Raw genomic sequence first — 22300 nt, forward strand, 5'->3', positions numbered from 1 at the left:
GCAGTGAGTGTTACGTCGTCCGTACCGTTACCCTTCGATCGGTTGCTGGGAGCGTGGACCGGACGAGTCACCGCGATTGGTACTCGACCAGTGGTCGACCATCGCACCGATGCCGAGAAAGAGGACGAGGAAACCGAGTACGAAGTTGACCAGTGGAATGTTGACGACGAGCGCGCCGACCACGAGCGCCAACCAGAGGTTCGCCTCGCCGCCCCTGATTTTCCGGAGCAGGTACGAGCCGACGACGATCGTTCCGATCGTCGAGCCGACGTAGAGGAACAACACTCCGGCGAAGAAGGCAATCATGAGAAGCAATACGATCGGCTCCGGCACACCCAGTTCGACGAGTATGAGGACTACGAACATCAGGAAGAAGATGCCGACGAACCCGATAACGATCGATCCGAACCCGAGCGCCACCGATCGAATCGGTCGATCGAAGCTTCGCTGTTCGATCGCACGGACGTACGACCCGGAACGAATCACTTCCGAGACGACCAGTACGATGAGCCCGAACGCGATACTGAACGCGACGTAAACCACGTACATGACGACCGCGAGAACGGCGAGGGCAGCGAGTCCCGCTTCGGGCGACACTGGTTCGGGCTCGGCCTGTGCGAGGACAGTCGTGGGAATCAGCGTCAACAGGACAAGCACCGAGACGAGCGCGTGACGGAGAGGGCCGAACATAGTCCGACGTTGACTGAACGATCATTAAATCTTTCCAAGACGTTCGATTGCGGTCATACAGGACGAAAACAGAGAATGCAGAAAGCTCCTACAGGTCGACGCGGTCGAACCGGTAGAGTGCGATCGCGACCGGGACGACGATCCAGAACAGCAGGATCAGGAACGAGAACCAGTCCTGCAGGAAGATCGGTAGCTCGCCGCCGAACATCTGTTCGGTGAGATCGACCTGCAGTTCGATCAATTCGACGTCAGTCGCGAGCGTCAGGACGCGACCGTAGGCCTCACCGGGATCCAGGTTGAGGATGAGATACGTCCAGTCGGGCAAGCGTTCGGCCTGGATCTCTTGACCCTGAATTTCGGCCGTGTAGGAGACGGTATCGAAGAAGAGGAACTCCCGCTGTGCGAGTTCGTTGAAGACGGTCGAGAGCGTGTTCCAGACGACGTAAAACATGACGAATACACCGACCATCGCTCCACCGGCGACGGTCGTCGAACGAGTGACCGACGACAGGGAGACCGCGATGCTCGTGTACGCGATGCCGTAGATGATCGACATCGCGAGCAGACCGACGTAGTCGGCGACGTCGAACGTCCCGAGAATACCGGCGACGACGACGGCAGCGAGGACGAAGCCGACGATCAATGAGACCGAGAGCACCGCGGATCGACCGAGGAGTTTCCCGAGCAACACGTCCTTCCGAGAGTGAGGCAAAGAGAGCAACACCTTGATGCTGCCGGACTCGCGCTCGCCGGCGATCGACTTCCAGCCGAGTATCAGCGCGATCAGCGGAATGATCAGACGAGTAATTTCGCTCACGAAGAACACGAGTATCGAGGTCCGCTCCGCCTGGGCAGCGAGGTCTTCACCGAAGTACGAGATAACGCCCGTTACGGTGACCAGCAGCGTAAAGAAGAAGAGACTCAGTCCCCAGAACATCCACGACCGGATCGAGTCCTGGAAGTCCTTCTTCGCGACGGCACGGATGCTATCGACGTTGATCGAACTCGAGGGCGTCGCGTCGGTCTCCGAACTCATCGTGGAGCCACCTCCGAGCCCGTCGTGTACGACTGGAAGACGTCCTCGAGCGACGCCTCCCGCGTCGAGAAGTCACGGACCTCGATGCCGCGGTCCTCGAGTTCGCCGAGCACCGCCGTCTTCGAGCCGTCGACGGCGATGGCGAGGGTGGTGTCGGCACCGTCGGCGTTCTCGACCGTCGCGCTCGCGACGTCCCCGAGCGACCGGACGGCCTGTAGCGCGTCGTCGTCGATCCGGTCGACGGTGACGCGAAGCGTCGTCCCGCCCTCGAGTGAGTCCCGGAGCCCCTCGACGGAGTCGACGGCGACCATCTCGCCGTTCCGGAGGATACCGACGCGGTCGCAGACGGCTTCGACCTGTTCCATGCTGTGACTCGAGAAGAAGACGGTGGCGCCGCGGTCGTTCTCTGCGCGGACGATTTCGCGCATCTCGCGGGCACCGTTGGGGTCGAGCCCGGTCGAGGGTTCGTCCAGAATCAATAGGTCGGGTTCGCCGACCAGCGCCATCGCGAGCATGAGCCGCTGGGCCATCCCCTTCGAGTAGCCGCCGGCTTTCTTGTCTGCAGCGTCGGCGATGCCGACTCGCTCGAGGAGGGCGTCGGTGTCGGCGTCGGCGCCTTTCGATTCGATCGCGAACTCGAGGTGTTCGCGGCCGGTGAGCCGCTCGTAGACCTGATAGCCCTCGGGGAGGACGCCGGTCCGCGATCGGATCTCGCGGCTGTTCCCCTGGGCGTCGAGGCCGAGGACCTCGACTCGGCCAGCAGTCGGGCGGACGAAGTCGAGCAAGACGTTGATCGTCGTCGACTTTCCAGCACCGTTGGGGCCGAGGAAGCCGAACACCTCACCGTCCTCGACCTCGAACGAGAGGTCCTGGAGAGCGAGGGTCTGACCGTACGATTTGGTCAGTCCGTCGACTGTAATAGCGGGCATAGCTGTGTGGTCGTGTCGTTCCCCGATAAGGTTTGTCACTTCTGCTCGATAATCCACGCTAATCGGCAGATGGAAGGAACGAGCGGCCTATATCGGCTCGTTCGGATCGTATCGTTGCGACGTTCGTTCGACCTCCGTCACGTATCGCTCGCGTGTCTCCTCGTCGTCAACCCGCTCGAGCTGATTTTCCTCGATCGACTTCGCCGCGGTCACCTTCGAACCGGTCGCAGCCGACGCAGCGAGTTCTCGGCGATAGACGTACTCGCCGTCTTCGGTGGCGTAGGCCAGCGTGACCAGCCCCTTGTCGTCGTAGTCGCGTTCGACCAGCCAGCAGCGAATCTTCTCGGTCATACACGGGTCTGTGGCGTCGAGCACCGAGAAAGTACCGCGTCGGTTCCGATGAGTCAGGCTGAAACCCGTTGCCTCCCTAGGGCCGCCGATGAACGCCGAAGGGGTTCGCGAGCGTGCAAGCGAGTTGCCGCGTGAGCCCGGCGTCTACCAGTTCCAGGAGGACGATACGACGCTGTACGTCGGGAAGGCGGTCGACCTCCGGAGCCGGGTGCGGTCGTACGCCGACCCACGGTCGGCACGAATTAGCCGGATGGTCGACCGCGCCGACGGCCTCGAGATCGCCGTCACCGACACCGAGACGCAGGCCCTGTTGCTCGAGGCGAACCTGATCAAGCGCCACCAGCCCCGGTACAACGTCCGGCTGAAAGACGACAAGTCGTACCCGATGGTCCAGTTGACGGACCACGAGGCGCCGAGGATCGAGATCACTCGCGACCCCGACGAGTCCGCGACCGTCTTCGGCCCCTACACCACCAAGAGCCAGGTGGAGACCGTCGTGAAAGCGCTCAGGGAGAGCTACGGCGTCCGTGGCTGTTCGGACCACAAGTACGCCAACCGCGACCGGCCCTGTCTCGACTACGAGATGGGCCTCTGTACCGCACCCTGTACTCGCGAGATCGATCTCGAGAGCTACGCCGAGGACGTGACCGCAGTCGAACGCTTCCTCGAGGGCGAGACAGGCATCCTCGCGGACCCGCTACGCCGGGAGATGGAAGCCGCCGCCCAGGGCCGGAACTTCGAGCGCGCGGCGAACCTCCGGGACCGACTCGAGACCGTCGAGGCGTTCCACGGCGAGGGCGGCGAGGCCGTCCAGTCGGTCGGCGACGAACGAGCAGTCGACGTCCTCGGCGTCGCCATCGAGGGGACGGACGCAACCGTCGCTCGTCTGCGTGCCGAGGACGGCAAGCTCGTGGATCGGGAGCGACACACACTCGAGGCGCCGACGACCGACGGTGCGGGAGACGACGAAGGCGGCGTTCCGGCCGTTCTCGCGGCCTTCATCGTCCAGTACTACGCCGAACGGGAACTCCCGGACGCACTCTTGCTCCCCGAACGCCACGGCGACGAGGAGGTCACGGCCTGGCTCGAGGCCGAGGGCGTCTCGGTTCGCGTGCCGGGTGCCGGCCGAGAGGCCAAACTGGTCGAACTCGCGCTCAAAAACGCCCGGCGCAACGTCGGTGGCCGCGACGAGTGTGCGATGCTCGCCGAGGCACTCGACCTCGAGACCGGCCGCGTCGAGCGCATCGAGGGGTTCGACGTGAGCCACGCCCAGGGGAAGTCGGCGGTCGGCAGCGACGTCACGTTCGTCGACGGCAGCGCCGAGAAAGCCGACTATCGCCGGAAGAAACTCACCGACGAGAACGACGACTACGCGAACATGAAGACGCTGCTCGAGTGGCGCGCCCGCCGTGCCGTCGAGGGACGGGATGACCGGCCGGACCCCGATCTGCTGTTGATCGACGGTGGGGAAGGGCAACTCGAGGCGGCCCGCGACGCGCTGGCCGAAGTGGGCTGGGACGTGCCTGCCATCGCGCTCGCGAAGGCCGAAGAGCGCGTCGTGACGCCCGATCGAGAGTACGCCTGGCCGAGCGACGCACCCCACCTGCATCTCCTCCAGCGCGTACGCGACGAGGCTCACCGCTTTGCAGTGCAGTATCACCAGACGATCCGCGACGACGTGAAGACGGTACTCGACGACGTGCCCGGGATCGGCCCCGAGACGCGAAAGCGACTGCTCGGGCGGTTCGGCAGCGTCGAGAACGTCCGCGAGGCGAGCGTCGACGACCTCCAGAGCGTCTCGGGTGTGGGAGAGAAGACTGCACAGACGGTCAAAGAGCGACTGTAGCATCTCCTCGACCGGCCACGCGAAAAGTCGGATCAACAACACATATATGGTTCCGTAGTGTAGCGTCGTCAATATGAACGAGTTCGCCCGTGCGATGGTCGTCCCCTTCTTCATGGCCCTCTTTCCGGCAGTCTGGTTCGTGAATCGCAATCTGACGACAGCACAACTCCCGCCGACGGTCGAGTCGAGCGCCGGACTGATCCTGCTCGGACTCGCCGGCTCGGTCGTCGGGTCGGCCGCCATCGCAGCCCTCCTCGCATTCGTCGGGCGGGATCGATCCGTCACATCGGAAGAGCTACCGTACCGACAGCGGATCTTCCAGCCGGATACCGACGCCCTCGTCGTCTTCTTTGCTCTCGTCGCGCTCTGTGCGGGCTGGGCGCTGGTCGCGTTCACCGGCATCGGCCCAGCCGTCCTCGGCGACGTACTGACGTTCGCCATGATCCTGCCCGGTTTGCCGCTGCTCGTTCTCGCTCCGCTCGCTATCCACTCAACTATCGCGACGATCGTCGGTCTCGCCGCCTGCGCTCTCTGGCTCTCCGTCCTCTCGGTCGGCACCGCCGAACTCACCCGGAGACGCTCCGGAAATCCGACCGATAACTATAGTAGCCACTGAAAGTCAGTGCGCACCCGATCGCACGACACCGGTACGATCAGTGTGCAAACAGTTTCAGTTGTTACTATAGGGCTATTGCTCTGGAGCACCTGTATCGACACGTGTCCAACGACGACGACGAACTCGACGATTTGCTCGACGAACTCGACAGCCAGGGCGACCTCGACGCCTCCCAGCAAGTACTATCGATCCGAACCGAGAGCAGGCGGTACGATAAGCCGGTGACGATCGTCGAGGGGTTCGACCTCGAGACGAGCGAGATCAAGTCTCTCGCTTCGGAACTCAAGCAGTCGGTCGGCGCGGGCGGGACGGTCGACGACGGCCGAATCGAACTCCAGGGCGACCACCGGGACCGGGTTCCCGACTTGCTCCGGGAGCGTGGCTACGAGGTGCGTGAGTAGCAGTTACGTTCGCGAACGATCGAACCGGGTAGAGACGTAGTCAGCAAGATTATATCTCTTGCGCGAATCGTCCACGTCATGCCAGCGGAGCCTCTCGCCGCGTTTCCAGCCGCAACGGTCGTATTCGAAGACGGAAAGGAAGTGGACAACGTCGCCGTGAAAGTCTATCCGAACTGGATTCAGGTTCGCGGGGAAACCTCGAGTAGCTACTATTCTCGAGAGAGCATTCGCGCAGTCCACGGCGACTGATCGTCTCTCTGGTTCGGCCGGTTGCATACGAATTCAATCTGTCGTGAGTGTCGTCCGGATCACGAGAAAGAACGATGATTGTTCAGTGGTAACATTCAACTGCCGGCCGGCCGGCGAACCACGGGGAATATGGGGGCATCCCCGTGGTCGTGGGGCCCCTCCCCTTTTCGGACAGGCGCTACTGCCAGCAGTTTCGGAAGTTCGAAGGCTGCTAGCCTAACAGCGCCGGTAACAGTACTTTGCCAGTCGATGTGGTAGTGACGAACATGGAGATTCGTCCAGCCACCCACGACGACCGCGACCGGATCCGCGAGGTCGCCCGCGAAACGTGGCACGACACCTACGACGAACTCGAGGCCGAGACCATCGACGCCACCATCGACGAGTGGTACGGCGACGACGCGCTCGAGACGGCGATGACCAAACCCGGAACCGCGTTTCTGGTCGCCGAACGCGAGAAAGAGGTCGTCGGCTTCACCCACGGCGTCGTCACCGAGGAGGAAGGCGACATTTTACGGCTGTCCGTCCACCCCGACTATCAAGACGAGGGGATCGGGACTGCACTCTACGAGCGCCTGCGCGAGGACCTCCAGGACTTCAACATGGAGCGGATGCGCGCGATCGACCTGGCCTCGAACGAGGAGGGCAAAGGGTTCTACGAACACCACGGCTTCGAGGTGACCGGCGAGGACACCGTCGAAATTGGTGACGAGGAGCGGACGGAAGTGGTGTACACGCTGGAACTGTAACGAAAGCGTATCCACAGTCGGCAAGGAACCGCGTCCGACGAATCGGCCCACCGGCCCTTCTTCTCGTGGTCGGTCACGTACCCGGGACTCCCCCATAACTATTGATGAGAAAACATATTATGGATGACTCTGTAAGGGAGGAACATGACAGGAAAGCAGACGATACTGTGGCCGGTAAACGTCCTGTTCCGTCCCTCCTCGTTCGTAGAACTCGACCCCGATCAGGAAGCCGCGAACACGCTCGATGCGATCACCACCGCCGTCTGGCTCACGGGGTTTTACTTCGTGAACTTGCTGCTGTATGCCCTTCCACTGACGCTCGCCGGGTTCGGCATCCGGGACGGAGCAACGACGCCAGCGGCCGTCACCGCTGCCCTGTCTCCGCTCGGCGTCGATCCCGGCACGATCTGGCAGTTCTCGAGTGCGCTGGTCACGAACAGTGCATTCTTGCTGCTCGCGACGATCCTCACCTTCGTCACGTTCCACGTCGGGATGGTCCTCACCCGGAGTTCGAAAGGCGTGATCCGGTCGCTACAGGCCGTGAGCTACTCGAGCGGGATCTACCTGGCAGTGATGTTCTCGACCGTCGTCTACGTCTCGACCGAGTCCGGACTGGCCGTCGCCGAGGAGTTCCTCCTCTGGATTCAGACCGCGTTCATCCAGTTTTTCATCGATCTCGTCGGTACTGACCTCGTTCCGCCGGTCGAGGCGAGCCGGCCGGAGCTTGCCGCCATGAGCACGCTCGAGCAGGCGATCCTGACGGTGCTGTTGCTCTCGATGATGTACTTCCTGTACGTGCTGTACGTCGGAGCACGGACCACGCACGACGCGACGCGGTTCGAAGCACTCGTCGCGACGGGTTTCGTCCTCCTCTCACCGGCACTGTACGTTCTCGGAGCGATCTACCTGACGGTCGGCGCACTATGACCGAACAGGACGAGGTCACCGGTGACGAATCCAGTGGCGCTGTCGAAGACACCACCACTGGCGGCGACAACCGTACCGAACGGGACGGAGACGAATCGTCCGAAGAGCCGGTCACCGTCGCGTTCGAGGACGATCCGTCGGAAGGGCGAGACGTTCTCTCCGGCGATCTGCGGTACGAGACGACGCCGATGCTTCGACCCGTGGTCGTGATGCTCGCGACCGTCCTCGTCGGCGGTTCGGTCGCGATGGCGATCCCCCTGCTCCGACCCGACCTGTTCGGCGATCCGGTGCTCGCCGAAATCGTACTGTACGCGGTCGCCGTTCTGGTCACGGTGACGGTCGTCAGGTACGCGATACGCCTCGTCGTTCTGGCCCGGACCAGATACGAGATCCGAGAGGACGCGCTCGTTCGCCGCTACAGTCTCGCGTACAAGCGAACGGTCCGGAAGATACCGATAAGCAAGCTCAGGGGCCACGAGTTCACCCAGAGCCGGTACCAGGCCTGGCTCGACGTCGGAACGATTCGGCTGCTGACCGCCGGGACGAACCGCAGTCTCGGATTCCTGGCGTTCGAACACCTCAAAGACCCCAAGGTCGTCGAACGAGAAATTCAGACGTTGCTCGTCGAGCGCGAAACTGAAGAGTAGGTTCGCGAATCGAGAACGATCTGTGCTTCGAGCCGGAATGAACTGTCTACGAACAGCAAGAGCTCAAGAATCGTCGGCTGATTCCTCGAGATCGATTTCGATCACCGCTTCGCCATCGTCGCGTGACGGAACCAACGCTTCGTCGATCGTCTCTTCGTCGGTGCGGGCTTCGACCGTCGTCTCGTTCTCGAGGAGCGAGTAGCCGTGTAGCTCGAGCGTATCGGCACGGTAGAACGCTTCGTGATCGAGAAAGAGGAGGTCGGTCCGTCGATCGTCGGTGCCGAGCCAGCGACCTCGCTCCCCGTCGAACTCCTCGAGTCGGTCGTCCTCGATCGACTGTGCCGGATACGCGCCGGCGTCGAATTCGACGTCCTCGTCGGAGCCAACGTCGTACGTCGCAATGACGTCGTCCCCGTCTCGCAATCGCAGTTCGAAACAGGCAAAGGCAAGGTTTCGGGTGTCGGCCGACGTATCGGCGTGGTCGGCGGGCACGAACGTCTCTTCCCACTCGAGGGTCAGTGGCTGGCCAACGACGGCGAACGTCCCGGCCCACTCGTCGAACGATTCGTGATATCGGAGTTCGACGGAGAGCCGTCGTTCGCCCGGTTCGAACAGCGTTATCGCGGTCTCGAACTGCCTCGTCGAGCCCGGCTCGAGCGTCACTTCTTCGATACTGGCGAGTCGGTCGTCGACGTCGACGGCAACCCGAACGTCCTGCTCTTCGTCACCTTCGTAGGCGATCTGCATGTCGACGGGAACCGGTTCGCGAGCACGCGTCTCTTCGGGGACCGTGACGTCTTCGATCGTCGGCACGAGCGGGCCATCGTCCGCGGCGAATCGCATACAGCCACCCGTTCCGACCGCGAGCAGCGGGGCACCGACGACGAAACGCCGTCTGGACCAGGCGTCTCGATCGTCCATACGAGAAGGTTAGATTCCCAACACATATATCCGACGGCTTTCAGGACAGTATGGCGATCGAGCGATCGGCGCTCGATCGCGCGAAATCCTGTACCGCGCGTCGAAAACATTCTTCATGTCCGTAATCTAACTACTGAGTGAATGTACGGGTCCCCAACACCGACGAGGTGGTGTCTCGTCGTTGCCCTCCTCACAGTCATCGCCGTACCGCTACTCGCGGGAACAGGCCTCGCCTCGGCGACAACCGACGCAGAGCAACGAGTAGACGCCGGCCAGGAGCAACAGGCGTCCGTCCTCGCGAACGAGGGGAACGAATCGTCGGAGAACGAAACCGCGGTCGACCCGACCGCCTCGTTCGATGCACCCTCCTCGATCGAAGCCGGGACGTCCGCGACGTTCGACGCCTCGAGTTCCGATCCCGGAGACGACGAGATAGCGGGATACGTCTGGCGGGTCGACGAGGGCGACGGCGAACACATGGAGATCACCTCGAGTCCGACCTACGAGTACACGTTCGAGGAACCCGGATCGACGGAGGTTCACCTCGAAGTGATAACTGACGACGACCGACGCGACGAAACCACCGAGACGGTTCGCGTCGCCGTACCGACCGTCGAAGGGACGGTCGTCCACGCCGGCGACGAGGTCGGCGACCACGACGTCGTCCAGTTGCTGGACGGTGACGAAGAGGTCGCCACGACCGAAACCGGCGACGACGGCTCGTTCACCCTGTCTCCGGACGATCCCGGAACGTACGACCTCGTCTACGTCGACGAACGCGTGCTCGAGGGCGACGAACTCGTGCGAAACGACCTGGTCGACTTCTACGCGATCGAGTCGGTCACCATCGAGGACGCTGAAACACCCGTCGACGTCGGGACGGTCACCCTCCCGGAGTCGAACCGGCTCCACTGGTACGTCCGCGATTCGGAGTCGGAAACCGGAATCGAGAACGCGACGGTAACCTACACGCACAGCAACGGCGGTGCAACGGTCAGCCACACGACGACGACCGGTCCGGACGGTAACGCGGGGCTGATCGGGATCGGCGACGAAATCGAAGTCGAGACGCACGGTCCGGAGGGATACCACGACGTGGAGTCGCCCGAGCGAGTAGACCTCGACAGAAACGAAAGGAAGACCGTCTACCTCGACGGGGCGATCACCGGATCGTTCGACGTCGATCCAGAACCGGTTCCGATCGGCGAAAACGCGAGCGTGACCCTCGAAGCGGAGACGGGGACCGCCGAATCGATAACCTGGTTCGTCGACGGAGCGCAAGTGGCGACGGACAACCAGTCGATCGAAGTCTCGGCGACGGATCCGGATCCGATCGACGTTTCCGCGAGTCTCGAGGGCGAAAACGACGGTACAACCACCGTCACGAGGTCGATTCCTGTAGACACACTGGACCGAGAACTACGCCTCGAGGTGCCAGACCGGACCAACACGCACGAACCGTTCGCCGCGACCGCGATCCACGAGGTCGAACAGCGAAACGTCAGCGTCGAATCCTACAACTGGCAACTGCACGACGAGAGTGGGGAACGACTCGAGATAACACGGTCCTCCTCGCCGACCACGGAGTTTGCAGTCGAATCGCTGGGCGACTACACCGTCTCGGTCGTGGTTCGAGACGAGTTCGACGTCACGAAATCGACGAACGCGACGATCGAAGCCGACGCGATACCCTCCTGGGCCGAATCCGGCGCGTCGCACGTCGAGATCGGCGACGTCGAGATGCCACTCTCGCTCGAGGGAGGTTCGACGACCTCGATCGACGTTACGGCGACGAACACCGGCGATGTACCGGATCTGGTCGACGTCACCGCCGAAAACGAGACCTCGACCGTCGACCGGACGACCCTCGAACTCGGCAGCAACGAGACGGGGTCGGTCACACTCGAGTACACGCCACCGAACCGACCCGGGAACTACACGCTAACCGTCTCGACGGCTCACGATCGGGTCCAGGAGTCCTACACCGTCACCGCGAGTTCGAACGAAACGGACGACGGCCAGGCTGCGAACGCGACCGACGGCGATCCACAGGAACTCGACCTGTTGCCGACGCCGTCCGTCGGTGCTGACATCAGCGCGGTTTCGGTCTCGCGGGATCGACTGGGGAGTGTCGTACTCGGGACTGCGACGACAACTGTTCTCGGCGGGTTCGGTCTCCTTGGATACGTCGTCTACACACGACCGAAGGAGAGCGGAGTGGATTGGTTGGCGTCGAAGAGAGAGCCTCCGAAGGCGGACGAGTCACAGTGACTACACCAGAAGCGTCGATACCGAACGCTACGACGCTCAGAACTCCTCGGTCGGCGGCGCGATCCCTTCGTCTTCCTCACTCTCGAGGTCGAACTCCTCACGCACTTCCCGAATTCGATCCCGAATATCGGCCGCGAGTTCGAACTCGAGGTTGCTCGCGGCTTCTTCCATCCGGTCCTCGAGTTCGGCGATGTAACGGGCAGCTTCCTCCTCGTCGTCGATCGAGCGGCCGGAGACCTGCGTGGTTTCGGTCTTGCTGCCGGGGAGGTTCGTCTCGCCGACTTCCTTCTCGATCGTGGTTGGTTCGAAGCCGTGTTCTTCGTTGTACTCCTGCTGAATGGTCCGGCGACGCCGGGTTTCCTCGATCGCGGATTCCATCGCGTTCGAGGGGTCGTCGGCGTAGAGGACGACCTTCCCGTTGACGTTTCGTGCGGCCCGACCCATCGTCTGGATCAGGGTCGTCTCCGAGCGCAGGAACCCTTCCTGGTCGGCGTCGAGAATCCCCACGAGCGAGACCTCGGGGATGTCCAGTCCCTCCCGCAGGAGGTTGATCCCCACGAGGACGTCGATCTCGCCGAGTCGCAGCGAGCGGATGATCTCGTGGCGCTCCAAGGTGTCGGTCTCGTCGTGCATGTACTCGACGTCGACGCCGGCCTCCTCGAGGTATTCCGTGAGGTCCTCGGCCATCCGTTTGGTGAGCGTCGTCACCAGCGTGCGCTCGTCGCGCTCGATGCGCTCGTCGATGCGGTCCATCAGGTCGTCGATCTGGCCGCTGGCCGGCGACACCTCGACCTCGGGGTCGACGAGGTGGGTGGGCCGAACGATCTGTTCGACGACCTGGTCGCTGTGCTCGGTCTCGTAGTCGGCTGGCGTCGCGCTGACGTAGAGGGTCTGGTTCGTCTTCTCCTGGAACTCCTCGAACGTGAGCGGTCGGTTGTCGTACGCAGTGGGGAGTCGAAACCCGTTCTCGACCAGCGAGTCCTTGCGGGACTTGTCGCCGGCGTACTGGCCACGAACCTGCGGAAGGGTCACGTGGGACTCGTCGACGACGGTGAGAAAGTCGTCCGGGAAGTAGTCCAGCAGAGTGTACGGCGCTTCTCCCGATTCCCGATCCGAGAGGTAGACGGAGTAGTTCTCGATCCCCGAACAGTAGCCCGTCTCCTGCATCATCTCGAGGTCGAACGTCGTCCGCTCCTCGATGCGCTGGGCGGCGATCATGTCACCCTTGCGCTCGAAGTACGAAATTCGCTTGTCGAGGTCCTCGCGAATCTCCTCCATCGCACGCTCGAGTTTCGTCTCCGGAATCGAGTAGTGCTCCGCCGGGTGGATGAGGACGGCCTGCTGGTCGCCCTGGGTGGTCCCCTCGAGGGGATCGACCTTCACCATGCGGTCGATCTCGTCGCCCCACAGTTCGACGCGTACCGCGTAGCGGCCGTACATCGGGTAGATCTCGATGGTATCGCCGCGCACTCTGAAGGTACCCTGCGTGAAGTCGACGTCGTTGCGCTCGTAGTTCAGGTCCACCAGCCGCGCCAGCAGTTCGTCGCGGCCAACCTCTTCGCCGACCTCGAGGCGCATCGACATGTCGACGTAGTTGCGCGGGTCACCGAGGCCGTAGATGGCGGAGACGGAGGCGACGACGATCACGTCCTCGCGCGTCAGGAGCGAGCGGGTCGCGCTGTGCCGCAGGCGGTCGATTTCGTCGTTGATCGAGGCGTCCTTGTCGATGTAGGTGTCGGTCTGTTCGACGTAGGCCTCGGGCTGGTAGTAGTCGTAGTAGGAGACGAAGTACTCGACGGCGTTCTCGGGGAAGAGGTTCCGGAACTCCTCGTACAACTGCGCCGCGAGCGTCTTGTTGTGGGCGATCACCAGCGTCGGCTTCTGTATCTCCTCGATCGTCCACGAGACGGTGTTGGTCTTGCCCGAGCCAGTCACGCCCAGCAGGGTTTGCTTGTCCATCCCCTGCCGGAAGCCCTCGGCCAACTGTTCGATCGCCTCGGGCTGGTCGCCCGCCGGTTCGAACGGTGCATCGACCTCGAACGGACGGTCGACGTCGGGACGGTCCGGCTGTAGCGGCCCTCGAGAGTCACTCATTATCGGGTTCAGGGACTCGAGACACTTGACGCGCTCGCATGACGAACGTGGCCGACTTGCCGATTCGCTCCGTTCTTCGGAGACCTCATTCACCGTCTGCTGGTGACCGGCGTTGGACTCCGAAAAGAGGATTCGTCGAGTGGCGTTCACTCCGGTGACAATCCGACGCTACCGCGACTAATACTGCTTCTCGGTCGGTGCTGCCTTCTCTTTGCCGTCGGCAACCTGCTTCTCGTCCGCTTTCGGCTCGGCTTCCTTCTTCGCTACCGGTTCGTCACGTTTCTTCTCGTCCGGTTCGACGTCTTTCGGTTCGTCAGCTGGTTCCTTCTTTTCGTCGACAGGCTCGTCTTTCTTCGGTTCGTCGGCTGGTTCCTCCTTTTCGTCGACAGGCTCGTCTTTCTTCGGTTCGTCGGCTGGTTCCTCCTTCTCGTCGACAGGCTCGTCCTTCTTCGGTTCGTCCGCTGGTTCCTCCTTCTCGTCCGTCGGGTTGTCGCCCCCTTCGGCATCCAGCGGGCCGTCGACCGCCAGTTCGACCGTGAAGTCCCGATCGGTCACGTCTTCGGGCGGCTCGAGGTACCCAATCGCGTAGCCGGTGTAGACACCGCCGGCATCGAGGTCGACGTCGAACGTCGCCACGTCGGTCTCGGGGTCACCGGCGGGTCGAATCGAGAGGGTGTAGGAACCGGCGGGAACCGCGAGGTACTCCGAGACGTCCTCGAACGAGACGTTCTCGACCAGCGGCGCGTCGTCGGCCCAGATGTCGACCGCGGGGGCATCGGGCGAGAAGTGTGCGGCCCGGACGAACGCCGCATCCTCGCCATCCTCGGGGAGCGGATCGGCGTCGACGAGAATCTCCGGTCGGAACGTCTCGGCCTCGAGTTCGCCGATCGCCGCGACCGTGTAGTAAGCCGCCTCAACTGCGACCTCGTCCTCGAAGACGACGGCGTCGGGATCGCCAGCGGCCGTGATTGCAACCGTGTACGTCCCGGGTTCGAGCTCGAGGTACGGCGAAATCTCACCGTACGCGAAGTCCTCGAGCACCGGCGCGCCGTCGACGTAGACGTCCACGTTCGGCGCGTCCGGCGAGAAGTGTGCGACCCGGACGAACGCCGCGTCGACGGGTGCTACCGGCTTCTCGTCGTCTTCAACTGGTTCCTTCGGCTCCTCTTTCGGACCGTCGTCGTGTTCTTTGGCGAACGCAGTGCCACTGGCGACCGTGAGGCCACCCGCGAAACCGATCGTCTTGAGCGCCGAACGTCGTGATACGGGCATGATACGTGAGAGTAGGAGGACCGTGTTCTGAAAAAGCCGGTAGTCAGTATCAGGAGTTGTTTCACCGTTTCCGGCGATATCGGATCGGAAATGTCGGAATGAAACGCTGTACCGGCCCATTGACACGATACCAACAGCGTCCAGAATTCGGGCTCGGAGACATCCGTCGGTCGTCGACGACCGGTAACTCCTGCGTACACCGGTGTAGGATGACGTTTCTCCGGCCTCGAGTACGTACGCCGACGGTACGTGGCCCGTGCTCGGCCAACGATTATGGGACCGGTCGTGGAAGCGGCGTCCATGTCCGAACAACTGAAACGAGCCCGCGACGACCTCGAGCAGGCGGCGAAATCGGCCGACGACGACGTTCGAGGGGAGATCCACGAAACCGCGGACGCGTTCCGCGACTACGTCGTCGGCGACCACAAACCGGACCACGCAGTTCTCGACCAACACCTAAACGACATTCGACAGCTCAGCGAGCGGGCGGACGGGAACACCGAGGATCAGCTCGAGAGCGCGCTCGAGGCGGCCGAAGAGTACCGGGAAGGAGTGGATCAAGCGTAACTGGCTCTCACCTTTCGGGCGGCAACTGACGGGCCCACGGCCTCTTACTCGAGTCGGTCCAATACGGCGTCTTTTTCGTAGGCCAAGGACAGCGACCGGGAACGTCCGCGACCGTCGACCTCCGTGTACTCGGCCTCGATCAGCCCGAGCTGGTCGAGTTTGTTGACGATTTCGGAGTATCTGGTGTAGCCGAGGTTGGTGCGTTCGTGGAACGCCTCGTAGACGTCGCCGGCCTGGTCGCCGTCGTTGTGGGCGATCACCTCGAGCAGCGCTCGTTCGTTGTCGGTCAGCCCCGAGAGGCTTCGCGAGAGGTTGACGTACTTCGAGGTCTGGTAGGCATCCTCGACGTCTTCGCGTTCGACGGTTCGGCTGGCGCGCATCTCGGCGTTCAGCCCCGCCCGCCGCAGGAGGTCGATCCCAACCCGCAGGTCGCCGCTCTCGGCGGTGAGTTCAGCGACGTACTCGAGGGTCTGGCGGCCGATGACGCCGTCGTTGAAGCCGCGTTCGACTCGTTCGTCGAGGATGTCGACGATCTCGGGAGCGTCGTAGACCGGGAAGTAGACGTCTTCGGGCCGGAAGACGCTCTGGACGCGGGAGTCGAGTTCGTCGATGACGTCCAGGGCGGGGTCGGAGGAGACGACGATGACGCCGATCTTCGCGCCGGGGTGTTCCTCGTGGGCCCGCAATAGCGAGTACAGCGCGTCACTGGCTTCGTTTTCGTAGAACAGGTAGTTGACGTCGTCCAGCGCGACGACGAGGGTTCGGTCTTCCTCGACGAGTTTCTCCGCGATCTGGCCGAACAGTTTCTTGAACGAGATGCCCGACGACGGTGGTTCGTAGTCGAAGGTTCCCTCGAACAGCCGGGAGAACACCGAGTACCGCGTCGAGTTGACCTGACAGTTGACGCGGATGGTCCAGACGTCGCTGGTCTGGGTGCCGATCTCGTCGAACAGCTTCTGGATGGCCGTCGTCTTCCCCGTCCCGGGCGGGCCACGGACCATCACGTTCAGCGGACGTGATCCCCGAACCGCCGGGCGCAGGGCGTACGTGAGCGTCTCCATCTGGCCCTCGCGGTGTTTGAACGTCTCGGGGACGTAGTCGATTTCGAAGACGTGCTCGTCTCTAAAGACGGATTCGTCCCACGACAACATCCCCTCTTCGGGGTCGTCTGCCATTACTTTCACCACGCTCACGAAACCACTTAGTTGTTCGTAGAGCGACGGAAGATCGACCACAGCCCGAACGCAGCGAACACACGAACGAGGGCGTCGAGGAGCGTGGTCTCCACGTGAGAGACGTCCTCCTCGAGAGCGATTGCGACCGTTCGGCGTCGCTCCCACAGGGACCAGACATACGGTTTACTGTAAGTCATTTCCGGCGCAGCCGCCGCATGGGTCGCGGTTGCGCCGGTAAACCGTTACAGCAATCCGTATCAGGCCAGTTCGATCCGCTCCACGTCTCGCTCGAGGTCCGCCGTCTCGATCCGGCCCCTGTGGACCATGCGGGCGTGTGCTCGTGCCAGTCGTTTCACCTCGTCGGCACTGCCCGAGCGGATCAGGAACTCACAGCGCCCCTCCGAACACTCGAATTGGTACACCATACCATAGAGGAATTTTCGCCAGCAGGAAGGGCTACGCCTTGCAGACGACGGGCACTACGCACCCGAGGAATCGTCGGCGACCTCAGAGCCAGCCGTTCTCGGCGCGGTCGACGAGCACCGAATCGGCACTTTGCCAGTCGTCGCTCGCCCGCTCGAAGACGACCGTCGCTCGCTCGGTAGCGGTCTCGAGAATCTCGTCTTCGTCGGCTGTCTGGAGTCGTCCGTCCTCGAGAACCACCTCGCCGTCGACGACGACCGTCTCGACGACGCTTCCCGAACCGCCGTAGACGAGGTTCGGTACCGCGGTGTGTAGCGGCTCCGAGACGGTCGGCGCGACCGAGGGATGCTCGAGGTCACAGACCACGAGATCCGCGCGTTTGCCCTCCTCGAGGGAACCGACGCGGTCGACGATGCCGAGCGTGCGAGCGCCCTCGATCGTCCCGACGCGAAGCGCCGCCCACGCGGGGAACGCGGTCGGATCGGTGCGTTTCGTCTTCGCGAGCAAGGCCATCGTCCGGAGTTCTCGCAGGAAGTCGTGTCCGCCCGGCCCTGGTGCCTGATCGGTCCCGATGCCCGCGACGCCGCCGCGGTTGCGGTAGTCGACTATCGGCGGCGTAATTCCGTCGATGGCGGCGATCGAACTCGGGTTCGCGGCCATCCGAACGCCCGCCTCCGCGAGTCGACGGCGCTCCTCCTGGGTCGCCCCGTGGAGGTGGGCCGCGAGCAGCCGGTCGGAGACCAGCCCGAGGTCCTCGAGGACGCTCACGGTCGTCTCGTCCTCGCCGTAGCGGGCCTCTATCTGGCGCTGTTCGCGCTCGCCCTGTGCGACGTGCATGTGGATGCCGCGGTCGCGGTCCTCGGCGCGGTCGCGGATCTCCTCTAACAGTTCCGGCGGCACCATATCGAGCGCCTGCGGCCCGTACAGACAGGAGACCCGGTCGTGGTCGACGTAGGCGTCGAACAGGTCCTCGTTGCGCTCGAGTCCCGCTCGTCCCTGTGTCTCGTCCAGCGGATACGGGTCGTCGGGTCCGAGGTCAGCAGCTGCGTCGTCGACGGCGTTGATCGTCTCCGCGGCGACGACACGAGCGCCGAGGGGGTCGTGGGCCGCGTCGACGATCCGGCGTGCATCCTGCGTGTACTCGCCGACCGTCGTCACGCCCGACCGGAGCGCCTCGAGGACGCCCAGCCGTGCGCCGGCGATGCGGTCCTCGTGTTCCATCGCTTCCGAGAGCGGGCCGAGCGCGCGGTTCATCCACTCGATTTCGGGGACGTCCTGTGCGCCGCCGCGCAGCAGCGTCAGGTCGGTGTGGGCGTGGACGTTCACCAGTCCGGGCATCGTCACCCGACCCGAGCCGTCGATCGTCCGGTCGGCGTCGCCCTCGAACTCATTCGCCGGTCCGACGAACGCGATTTCGCCGTCCTCGATTGCAATCGTCGCGTCCTCGAGAATACCGAGTCGGTCGTCGGCCATCGTGAGCGCGAGCGTGTCGGTGATCGCGAGGTCCATACCGACCCGTCGGCAGAGGGATACGTAAAGTCACCTCGAGCGTGCAGCAGCCATTGTTAATCCAACCAGTAGAGTTACTAACCCCGGTCCGTTCGTCTCGAGTATGGAAACGATCGATGCGAGCGACCTGCTTCCCGCCGAACGGCTCCGAGATAGCGTCCTCGAGGGCGAAATCACGCAGATCCATCGCGGTGATCCACACGCCGAGGAAGGCGACACGTTCGAAATCGACGGAACGACGTTCGAGGTCCTCGAGGTGACCGAACGTCGACTCGGTGATCTCACCGACGAGGACGCCCAGGCCGAAGGATCGGACGACCTCGAAGCGTACAAACGGCGGATCGAACGAACTCACGACACCGAGTGGGACGACGAGAGTACCGCGTTCCTGCACCGATTCGAACCCGTGGCGTAGCTCGAGTTGCCAATGTGAGAGAATCAAGGCTGAATCGTCGGTTCGGGAGTTACTTGGAGTCGATGCTGTTCCGGTTCGACTCGACGAGAGTGAGCAGATAGAGCTCTGTACCGATAGTATCTGTAGTATCGATAGTATCGTTAGTTACGTTATTATCATCACAGTACTGACAATAGGTCGGAAAGTACGGGAAGATATGCCACGACACATGGTTCCTCCAGTGGAGCAGTCGCTCGATACAGAAACCGTGCTCTCGCTGCTCAGTGACGAATACGTCAGCGAAATTCTCGAGGCGCTTACCGACGGTCCAGCCACGGCAACAGAGCTGACGGAACACTGCAGTGGCTCGAAAGTGACGGTCTACCGGCGATTGAACAGTCTCGAGGAGAACGACCTGGTCGAGGTAACGACCGACATCAAGTGCGACGGCCACCACTGCAAGGTGTATCGCAACGCAATCAACGAGATAACGGTCGCAGTAACGGACGATGGGCCCGAGTTAGAGGTCGTACGGACGAGTGCTCGGTAGTTGTCGCGTCGGTACTACTCCTCGACGTACTCTCCGATGTCGGTGAACTCCTGAATCACGACGACCTCGATCGGGCCGTTTGCACCGTCCGCCCCGAGCAGGACCGCGATGTGATCCTCCTCCGTGTCGGTAATCTCGACCGTCGCCTCTGCGGTCGTTTCCCCATCAATCGCACTGTCCTCGTCGAGCGTGATCGAAACGACGTACTCCCCGTCGTCGGTGAACACGTCCGCGTAGACCTGACCGGAGTCCTCGTCGACGTCGTCGTCCTCCTCGTCCTCTTCGGGGACGACCTCGAACTCCTCGTCCAGGACGAGCGTCTCGCTTGGGTCGGTCACCTCGATCGAGCCGGACAGCTCCTGATCCGTGCCGTTGAATACGTTTACGTCGTCGAGAACAAGGTCTCCAAGGAAGTTAGCGACCGAAGCACAGCCGGCGAGTGCGACTGTCCCGGCCCCGGCTCCGAGGGCCAGAACGGTTCGACGAGTGTACGATCGATCGGCAGATGCGGGGGTGACATTCGGGGTGTTCGTCATCGACCAGGAGTTGGCGGACGATCCATATAGCCCCCGCAGTGCAGTTTCTGAGTCGGAAAACAGACCGGACCAGGTCACTCGAACTTCTCGAGCAACCGATCGTAGAAGGCGGGGGCGGCAACCGTCTCGGAACCGCCGTTTGTCGCCGCCTCGCCGGCGTCCGTCGCCAGTTTCTCCACGATCAGTTCCGGCGTCGACCGCGCGAGATGGTCTTTGACCGGCGAGCGGTTCACCTCGAGTTCGCCGTCGACCAGTCCGACCGCTTCGATCCCGTCGACGGTGACGTCGAAGTCGGCCATCTCCTGAATCTCACCCGCGAGGTGGGAAACGAACACCGCAGTCGCGTCGTTCTCGGAGAGCGCCTCCAGGATGCCGGCGATGATCTTCGCGCTCGCACCGGGTTCGGTGATACTCTCGAGTTCGTCGACGAGGACGAGTGATCCCTCGCCGCTCTGGGCGAGGTCAGCGAACTCCCGGACGGTCGACTCGAACGCGCCGGCGTCCAGCGTCCCCTGGGTTTTGGCGTGATAGTGGAGGTCGTCGAACCGCCGCAGGCGGGCGTCGTCAGCCGGCACCGGTAGCCCCATGTGTGCCAGCACGACGACGCTCGCGACGAGATCCAGCAGCGAGGTCTTCCCACCGCTGTTGACCCCCGACAGTAGAGTGACGCCCGAAACTCCGTAGTCGACGGGGTCGATCTCCTCGAGTGGTTCCTCCAGTACTGGGGACTGTCCGTTCTCGATCTCAAATCCGGTGTCGGCGTCCCACTCGAACTCGGGCATCGTACACGCGAAGTCCGCGGCGAACCGGGCGATCGCGAGTTCGACGTCGAGTTCGAGTGCTTCCCGGACGAGCGTGCGAGCGGTCTCGCGCTGATCGGCGAGGTCGGCCGCGAGGTCACGTTTGAGCCGGCCGGCGCGTCGTTCCTTCGCTGCAGTGAGTTCCTCCCGCAGTCTACTCACGACGTTCTCGTCGCGCTCGACCGGGAACGTCGGCTCGTCGACGAACGCGCGGCGAGCGATCTCGGCCTCGCCAGGGCCGAGGTCGAGCGCCTCGACCAGGTGATCGCGGGCGTCCTCGACTGCTGCAGCGTACTCGTCGGCGAGTTCCCGCGAGAGCAGGGAGTCGACGCCCGCGCCGCGTTCGACCAGCGAGAGCAGGTCCGCGCCCTCGATAGTGACGTCCTCCTCGCGAATCGCCTCGCGGAGCCGATCGTTGGCGATGCTCTCTGCCGTGCTCGCGGCCGTCTCGAGGTCGTCGATCGCGATCGTCAGGCGGTCGAGTTCCTCGTCGCCCGCGACGGCGCCGTCCTCGCCGAGTTGCTCGAGTCCCTCCTCGAGCGCATCGAGATCGGCGTCAGCGTCGGCGTCGATCTCGAGGTCGGCGGCGCGGTGGACCTCGATCGCCGCCCGGATGCGATCCCGGTTGCGCGCGAAGAAGGCGAGCGGGCGCTCGGGGACGATCTCCGCGGGGTTTTCGAGGGCGTCGGGCCTGACCTGGACGTCGCCTTCGATCGTGACGCCCGAGAACGACTCGTCGATCGCGACCACCGTCGAGTAGCCACGGGCGAGTTCCGCGAGTCCCTGGGCGTCGTCGACGATTTCGACGGAGAGTTCCGGGATCGCCTCTCGAGCCTCGCTGTAGCGTTCGGCGTCGGCCGTCGCCAGACACCGCTCGCGGACCCGGACGTCGCCGGGCTGGACGAGCGGGGAGACGCCGTCCAGAGCCTCGAGAAGGGCAGGGTCGGGATCACGTTCGACGGCGTCGCTCGTGAACTCCCGGACCTCCTCGATGCGCGAGCGGCGCGGACTCGGGTAGAACGTCTCGACGCGCTGGGCGGCGTAGTCGGTGACCGTTCGTTCCTTGAGTAGTCCGAGGACCTCCCGGTAGATCTCGCGCGCGCGGTCGGTCGCGAGAAAGCCACCCGGATCGTCGTGTTTGGCTCGAATCGCTCCGCGGGCGACGCGGACGGCCCGCCCCTGGTTGATACCGGGCGCAGTCGCGATCGTCGCGACGTCCCCCTCCCGGAGCGCGCGCTCGGGTTCGTCGAGTTCCGACAGTGCCCTGGCGGTCTTCTCGCCGACGCCCGGGATCGACTCGAGATCCATAGTTCTCGAGGATCGTATCAAACCGAAGCGAGAAAAAGT

At 63.3% G+C, this 22300-nt stretch carries 23 protein-coding genes; 11 read left to right on the forward strand and 12 right to left on the reverse strand.

Features of this window, described 5'->3' with window-relative positions; all coding sequences use genetic code 11:
* Positions 1-27: 27 nt before the first annotated feature.
* The 4 genes from BLR35_RS14100 to BLR35_RS14115 form a co-directional block, all read right to left on the reverse strand.
* Positions 28-690, reverse strand: a complete 663-nt coding sequence (locus BLR35_RS14100; protein ID WP_244510254.1) for a DUF8173 domain-containing protein — start codon at positions 688-690, stop codon at positions 28-30.
* A gap of 88 nt (positions 691-778) precedes the next feature.
* Positions 779-1726: an ABC transporter permease gene (locus tag BLR35_RS14105; protein ID WP_090383220.1), complete on the reverse strand. Its 948-nt coding sequence runs from the start codon at positions 1724-1726 to the stop codon at positions 779-781.
* Positions 1723-2655: an ABC transporter ATP-binding protein gene (locus tag BLR35_RS14110; RefSeq protein ID WP_090383223.1), complete on the reverse strand. Its 933-nt coding sequence runs from the start codon at positions 2653-2655 to the stop codon at positions 1723-1725. The genes BLR35_RS14105 and BLR35_RS14110 overlap by 4 nt, the downstream gene beginning before the upstream one ends.
* 87 nt (positions 2656-2742) lie before the next feature.
* Positions 2743-3006 (reverse strand): DUF7967 family protein, encoded by a 264-nt coding sequence (locus BLR35_RS14115; RefSeq protein WP_090383226.1) that lies wholly within the window; start codon positions 3004-3006, stop codon positions 2743-2745.
* A gap of 88 nt (positions 3007-3094) precedes the next feature.
* Between BLR35_RS14115 and BLR35_RS14120 the strand changes: the two genes are divergently transcribed.
* The 7 genes from BLR35_RS14120 (at position 3095) to BLR35_RS14145 (ending at position 8441) form a co-directional block, all read left to right on the forward strand.
* A complete protein-coding gene (locus BLR35_RS14120; protein WP_090383230.1) occupies positions 3095-4852 on the forward strand; it encodes an excinuclease ABC subunit C in 1758 nt (585 codons plus the stop codon).
* Between the two features lie 73 nt (positions 4853-4925).
* On the forward strand, positions 4926-5468 hold the full coding sequence (locus BLR35_RS14125) for a hypothetical protein (protein ID WP_090383234.1): 543 nt from the start codon (positions 4926-4928) through the stop codon (positions 5466-5468).
* A gap of 101 nt (positions 5469-5569) precedes the next feature.
* Positions 5570-5869 carry an SUI1 family translation initiation factor gene (locus BLR35_RS14130; protein ID WP_090383237.1) on the forward strand — a complete coding sequence of 100 codons (300 nt, stop codon included), beginning with the start codon at positions 5570-5572 and terminating at the stop codon, positions 5867-5869.
* Positions 5870-5947: 78 nt separating this feature from the next.
* The gene (locus BLR35_RS20740) at positions 5948-6118 is read left to right on the forward strand and encodes a hypothetical protein (RefSeq protein WP_015233464.1); all 171 of its coding nucleotides are present in this window, start codon (positions 5948-5950) and stop codon (positions 6116-6118) included.
* Positions 6119-6384: 266 nt separating this feature from the next.
* Positions 6385-6867: a GNAT family N-acetyltransferase gene (locus BLR35_RS14135; protein WP_090383241.1), complete on the forward strand. Its 483-nt coding sequence runs from the start codon at positions 6385-6387 to the stop codon at positions 6865-6867.
* A 144-nt stretch (positions 6868-7011) separates the two neighbouring features.
* Positions 7012-7794, forward strand: coding sequence for a hypothetical protein (locus BLR35_RS14140; protein ID WP_090383243.1), 783 nt, complete (start codon positions 7012-7014; stop codon positions 7792-7794).
* Complete coding sequence (locus BLR35_RS14145) at positions 7791-8441, forward strand: PH domain-containing protein (RefSeq protein WP_090383246.1); 651 nt, start codon at positions 7791-7793, stop codon at positions 8439-8441. The genes BLR35_RS14140 and BLR35_RS14145 overlap by 4 nt, the downstream gene beginning before the upstream one ends.
* A 63-nt stretch (positions 8442-8504) precedes the next feature.
* Here the strand turns inward: BLR35_RS14145 and BLR35_RS14150 are convergent, their stop codons facing one another.
* A complete protein-coding gene (locus tag BLR35_RS14150) occupies positions 8505-9362 on the reverse strand; it encodes a hypothetical protein (protein WP_090383248.1) in 858 nt (285 codons plus the stop codon).
* Between the two features lie 141 nt (positions 9363-9503).
* Between BLR35_RS14150 and BLR35_RS14155 the strand changes: the two genes are divergently transcribed.
* Positions 9504-11633 (forward strand): PKD domain-containing protein, encoded by a 2130-nt coding sequence (locus tag BLR35_RS14155; RefSeq protein WP_090383250.1) that lies wholly within the window; start codon positions 9504-9506, stop codon positions 11631-11633.
* 36 nt (positions 11634-11669) lie between these two features.
* Here the strand turns inward: BLR35_RS14155 and uvrB are convergent, their stop codons facing one another.
* Both uvrB and BLR35_RS14165 read right to left on the reverse strand, forming a co-directional pair.
* Positions 11670-13727 carry an excinuclease ABC subunit UvrB gene (uvrB, locus tag BLR35_RS14160; RefSeq protein WP_090383253.1) on the reverse strand — a complete coding sequence of 686 codons (2058 nt, stop codon included), beginning with the start codon at positions 13725-13727 and terminating at the stop codon, positions 11670-11672.
* A gap of 177 nt (positions 13728-13904) precedes the next feature.
* The gene (locus tag BLR35_RS14165) at positions 13905-14999 is read right to left on the reverse strand and encodes a DUF4397 domain-containing protein (RefSeq protein ID WP_090383256.1); all 1095 of its coding nucleotides are present in this window, start codon (positions 14997-14999) and stop codon (positions 13905-13907) included.
* 300 nt (positions 15000-15299) lie between these two features.
* Here BLR35_RS14165 and BLR35_RS14170 point away from each other — a divergent pair, with 300 nt between their 5' ends.
* Positions 15300-15566: a DUF7553 family protein gene (locus BLR35_RS14170; RefSeq protein ID WP_170831038.1), complete on the forward strand. Its 267-nt coding sequence runs from the start codon at positions 15300-15302 to the stop codon at positions 15564-15566.
* 44 nt (positions 15567-15610) lie between these two features.
* Here the strand turns inward: BLR35_RS14170 and BLR35_RS14175 are convergent, their stop codons facing one another.
* The 3 genes from BLR35_RS14175 to BLR35_RS14180 form a co-directional block, all read right to left on the reverse strand.
* Positions 15611-16741, reverse strand: a complete 1131-nt coding sequence (locus tag BLR35_RS14175; protein WP_090383264.1) for an ORC1-type DNA replication protein — start codon at positions 16739-16741, stop codon at positions 15611-15613.
* A gap of 257 nt (positions 16742-16998) precedes the next feature.
* Positions 16999-17166, reverse strand: a complete 168-nt coding sequence (locus BLR35_RS20355; RefSeq protein ID WP_139169302.1) for a DUF1059 domain-containing protein — start codon at positions 17164-17166, stop codon at positions 16999-17001.
* A gap of 82 nt (positions 17167-17248) precedes the next feature.
* Positions 17249-18673, reverse strand: coding sequence for an amidohydrolase family protein (locus BLR35_RS14180; protein ID WP_090383267.1), 1425 nt, complete (start codon positions 18671-18673; stop codon positions 17249-17251).
* A gap of 103 nt (positions 18674-18776) precedes the next feature.
* On the opposite strand from BLR35_RS14180, the gene BLR35_RS14185 reads away from it, so the two are divergent.
* Together BLR35_RS14185 and BLR35_RS14190 are read left to right on the forward strand one after the other, a co-directional pair.
* A complete protein-coding gene (locus tag BLR35_RS14185; RefSeq protein WP_090383269.1) occupies positions 18777-19088 on the forward strand; it encodes an ASCH domain-containing protein in 312 nt (103 codons plus the stop codon).
* Positions 19089-19284: 196 nt separating this feature from the next.
* Positions 19285-19617 (forward strand): ArsR/SmtB family transcription factor, encoded by a 333-nt coding sequence (locus BLR35_RS14190; RefSeq protein WP_090383271.1) that lies wholly within the window; start codon positions 19285-19287, stop codon positions 19615-19617.
* Positions 19618-19631: 14 nt separating this feature from the next.
* Here BLR35_RS14190 and BLR35_RS14195 read toward each other — a convergent pair whose 3' ends face one another.
* Both BLR35_RS14195 and BLR35_RS14200 read right to left on the reverse strand, forming a co-directional pair.
* The gene (locus BLR35_RS14195) at positions 19632-20153 is read right to left on the reverse strand and encodes a hypothetical protein (protein WP_090383274.1); all 522 of its coding nucleotides are present in this window, start codon (positions 20151-20153) and stop codon (positions 19632-19634) included.
* 74 nt (positions 20154-20227) lie between these two features.
* Positions 20228-22261 carry a MutS-related protein gene (locus BLR35_RS14200; RefSeq protein ID WP_090383277.1) on the reverse strand — a complete coding sequence of 678 codons (2034 nt, stop codon included), beginning with the start codon at positions 22259-22261 and terminating at the stop codon, positions 20228-20230.
* Positions 22262-22300 lie beyond the last annotated feature (39 nt).

It is taken from the genome of Natronobacterium texcoconense, from assembly GCF_900104065.1.
Classification (GTDB): domain Archaea; phylum Halobacteriota; class Halobacteria; order Halobacteriales; family Natrialbaceae; genus Natronobacterium; species Natronobacterium texcoconense.

Coding starts and splice junctions, on each gene's coding strand:
- BLR35_RS14195 (WP_090383274.1), bottom strand. CDS start 20,153: ATGACGAACACCCCGAATGTCACCCCCGCATCTGCCGATCGATCGTAC.
- BLR35_RS14150 (WP_090383248.1), bottom strand. CDS start 9,362: ATGGACGATCGAGACGCCTGGTCCAGACGGCGTTTCGTCGTCGGTGCC.
- BLR35_RS20355 (WP_139169302.1), bottom strand. CDS start 17,166: ATGGTGTACCAATTCGAGTGTTCGGAGGGGCGCTGTGAGTTCCTGATC.
- BLR35_RS14175 (WP_090383264.1), bottom strand. CDS start 16,741: ATGGCAGACGACCCCGAAGAGGGGATGTTGTCGTGGGACGAATCCGTC.
- BLR35_RS14145 (WP_090383246.1), top strand. CDS start 7,791: ATGACCGAACAGGACGAGGTCACCGGTGACGAATCCAGTGGCGCTGTC.
- BLR35_RS14110 (WP_090383223.1), bottom strand. CDS start 2,655: ATGCCCGCTATTACAGTCGACGGACTGACCAAATCGTACGGTCAGACC.
- BLR35_RS14165 (WP_090383256.1), bottom strand. CDS start 14,999: ATGCCCGTATCACGACGTTCGGCGCTCAAGACGATCGGTTTCGCGGGT.
- BLR35_RS14200 (WP_090383277.1), bottom strand. CDS start 22,261: ATGGATCTCGAGTCGATCCCGGGCGTCGGCGAGAAGACCGCCAGGGCA.
- uvrB (WP_090383253.1), bottom strand. CDS start 13,727: ATGAGTGACTCTCGAGGGCCGCTACAGCCGGACCGTCCCGACGTCGAC.
- BLR35_RS14120 (WP_090383230.1), top strand. CDS start 3,095: ATGAACGCCGAAGGGGTTCGCGAGCGTGCAAGCGAGTTGCCGCGTGAG.
- BLR35_RS14180 (WP_090383267.1), bottom strand. CDS start 18,673: ATGGACCTCGCGATCACCGACACGCTCGCGCTCACGATGGCCGACGAC.
- BLR35_RS14155 (WP_090383250.1), top strand. CDS start 9,504: ATGTACGGGTCCCCAACACCGACGAGGTGGTGTCTCGTCGTTGCCCTC.
- BLR35_RS14100 (WP_244510254.1), bottom strand. CDS start 690: ATGTTCGGCCCTCTCCGTCACGCGCTCGTCTCGGTGCTTGTCCTGTTG.
- BLR35_RS14125 (WP_090383234.1), top strand. CDS start 4,926: ATGAACGAGTTCGCCCGTGCGATGGTCGTCCCCTTCTTCATGGCCCTC.
- BLR35_RS20740 (WP_015233464.1), top strand. CDS start 5,948: ATGCCAGCGGAGCCTCTCGCCGCGTTTCCAGCCGCAACGGTCGTATTC.
- BLR35_RS14135 (WP_090383241.1), top strand. CDS start 6,385: ATGGAGATTCGTCCAGCCACCCACGACGACCGCGACCGGATCCGCGAG.
- BLR35_RS14170 (WP_170831038.1), top strand. CDS start 15,300: ATGTCCGAACAACTGAAACGAGCCCGCGACGACCTCGAGCAGGCGGCG.
- BLR35_RS14115 (WP_090383226.1), bottom strand. CDS start 3,006: ATGACCGAGAAGATTCGCTGCTGGCTGGTCGAACGCGACTACGACGAC.
- BLR35_RS14140 (WP_090383243.1), top strand. CDS start 7,012: ATGACAGGAAAGCAGACGATACTGTGGCCGGTAAACGTCCTGTTCCGT.
- BLR35_RS14105 (WP_090383220.1), bottom strand. CDS start 1,726: ATGAGTTCGGAGACCGACGCGACGCCCTCGAGTTCGATCAACGTCGAT.
- BLR35_RS14190 (WP_090383271.1), top strand. CDS start 19,285: ATGCCACGACACATGGTTCCTCCAGTGGAGCAGTCGCTCGATACAGAA.
- BLR35_RS14185 (WP_090383269.1), top strand. CDS start 18,777: ATGGAAACGATCGATGCGAGCGACCTGCTTCCCGCCGAACGGCTCCGA.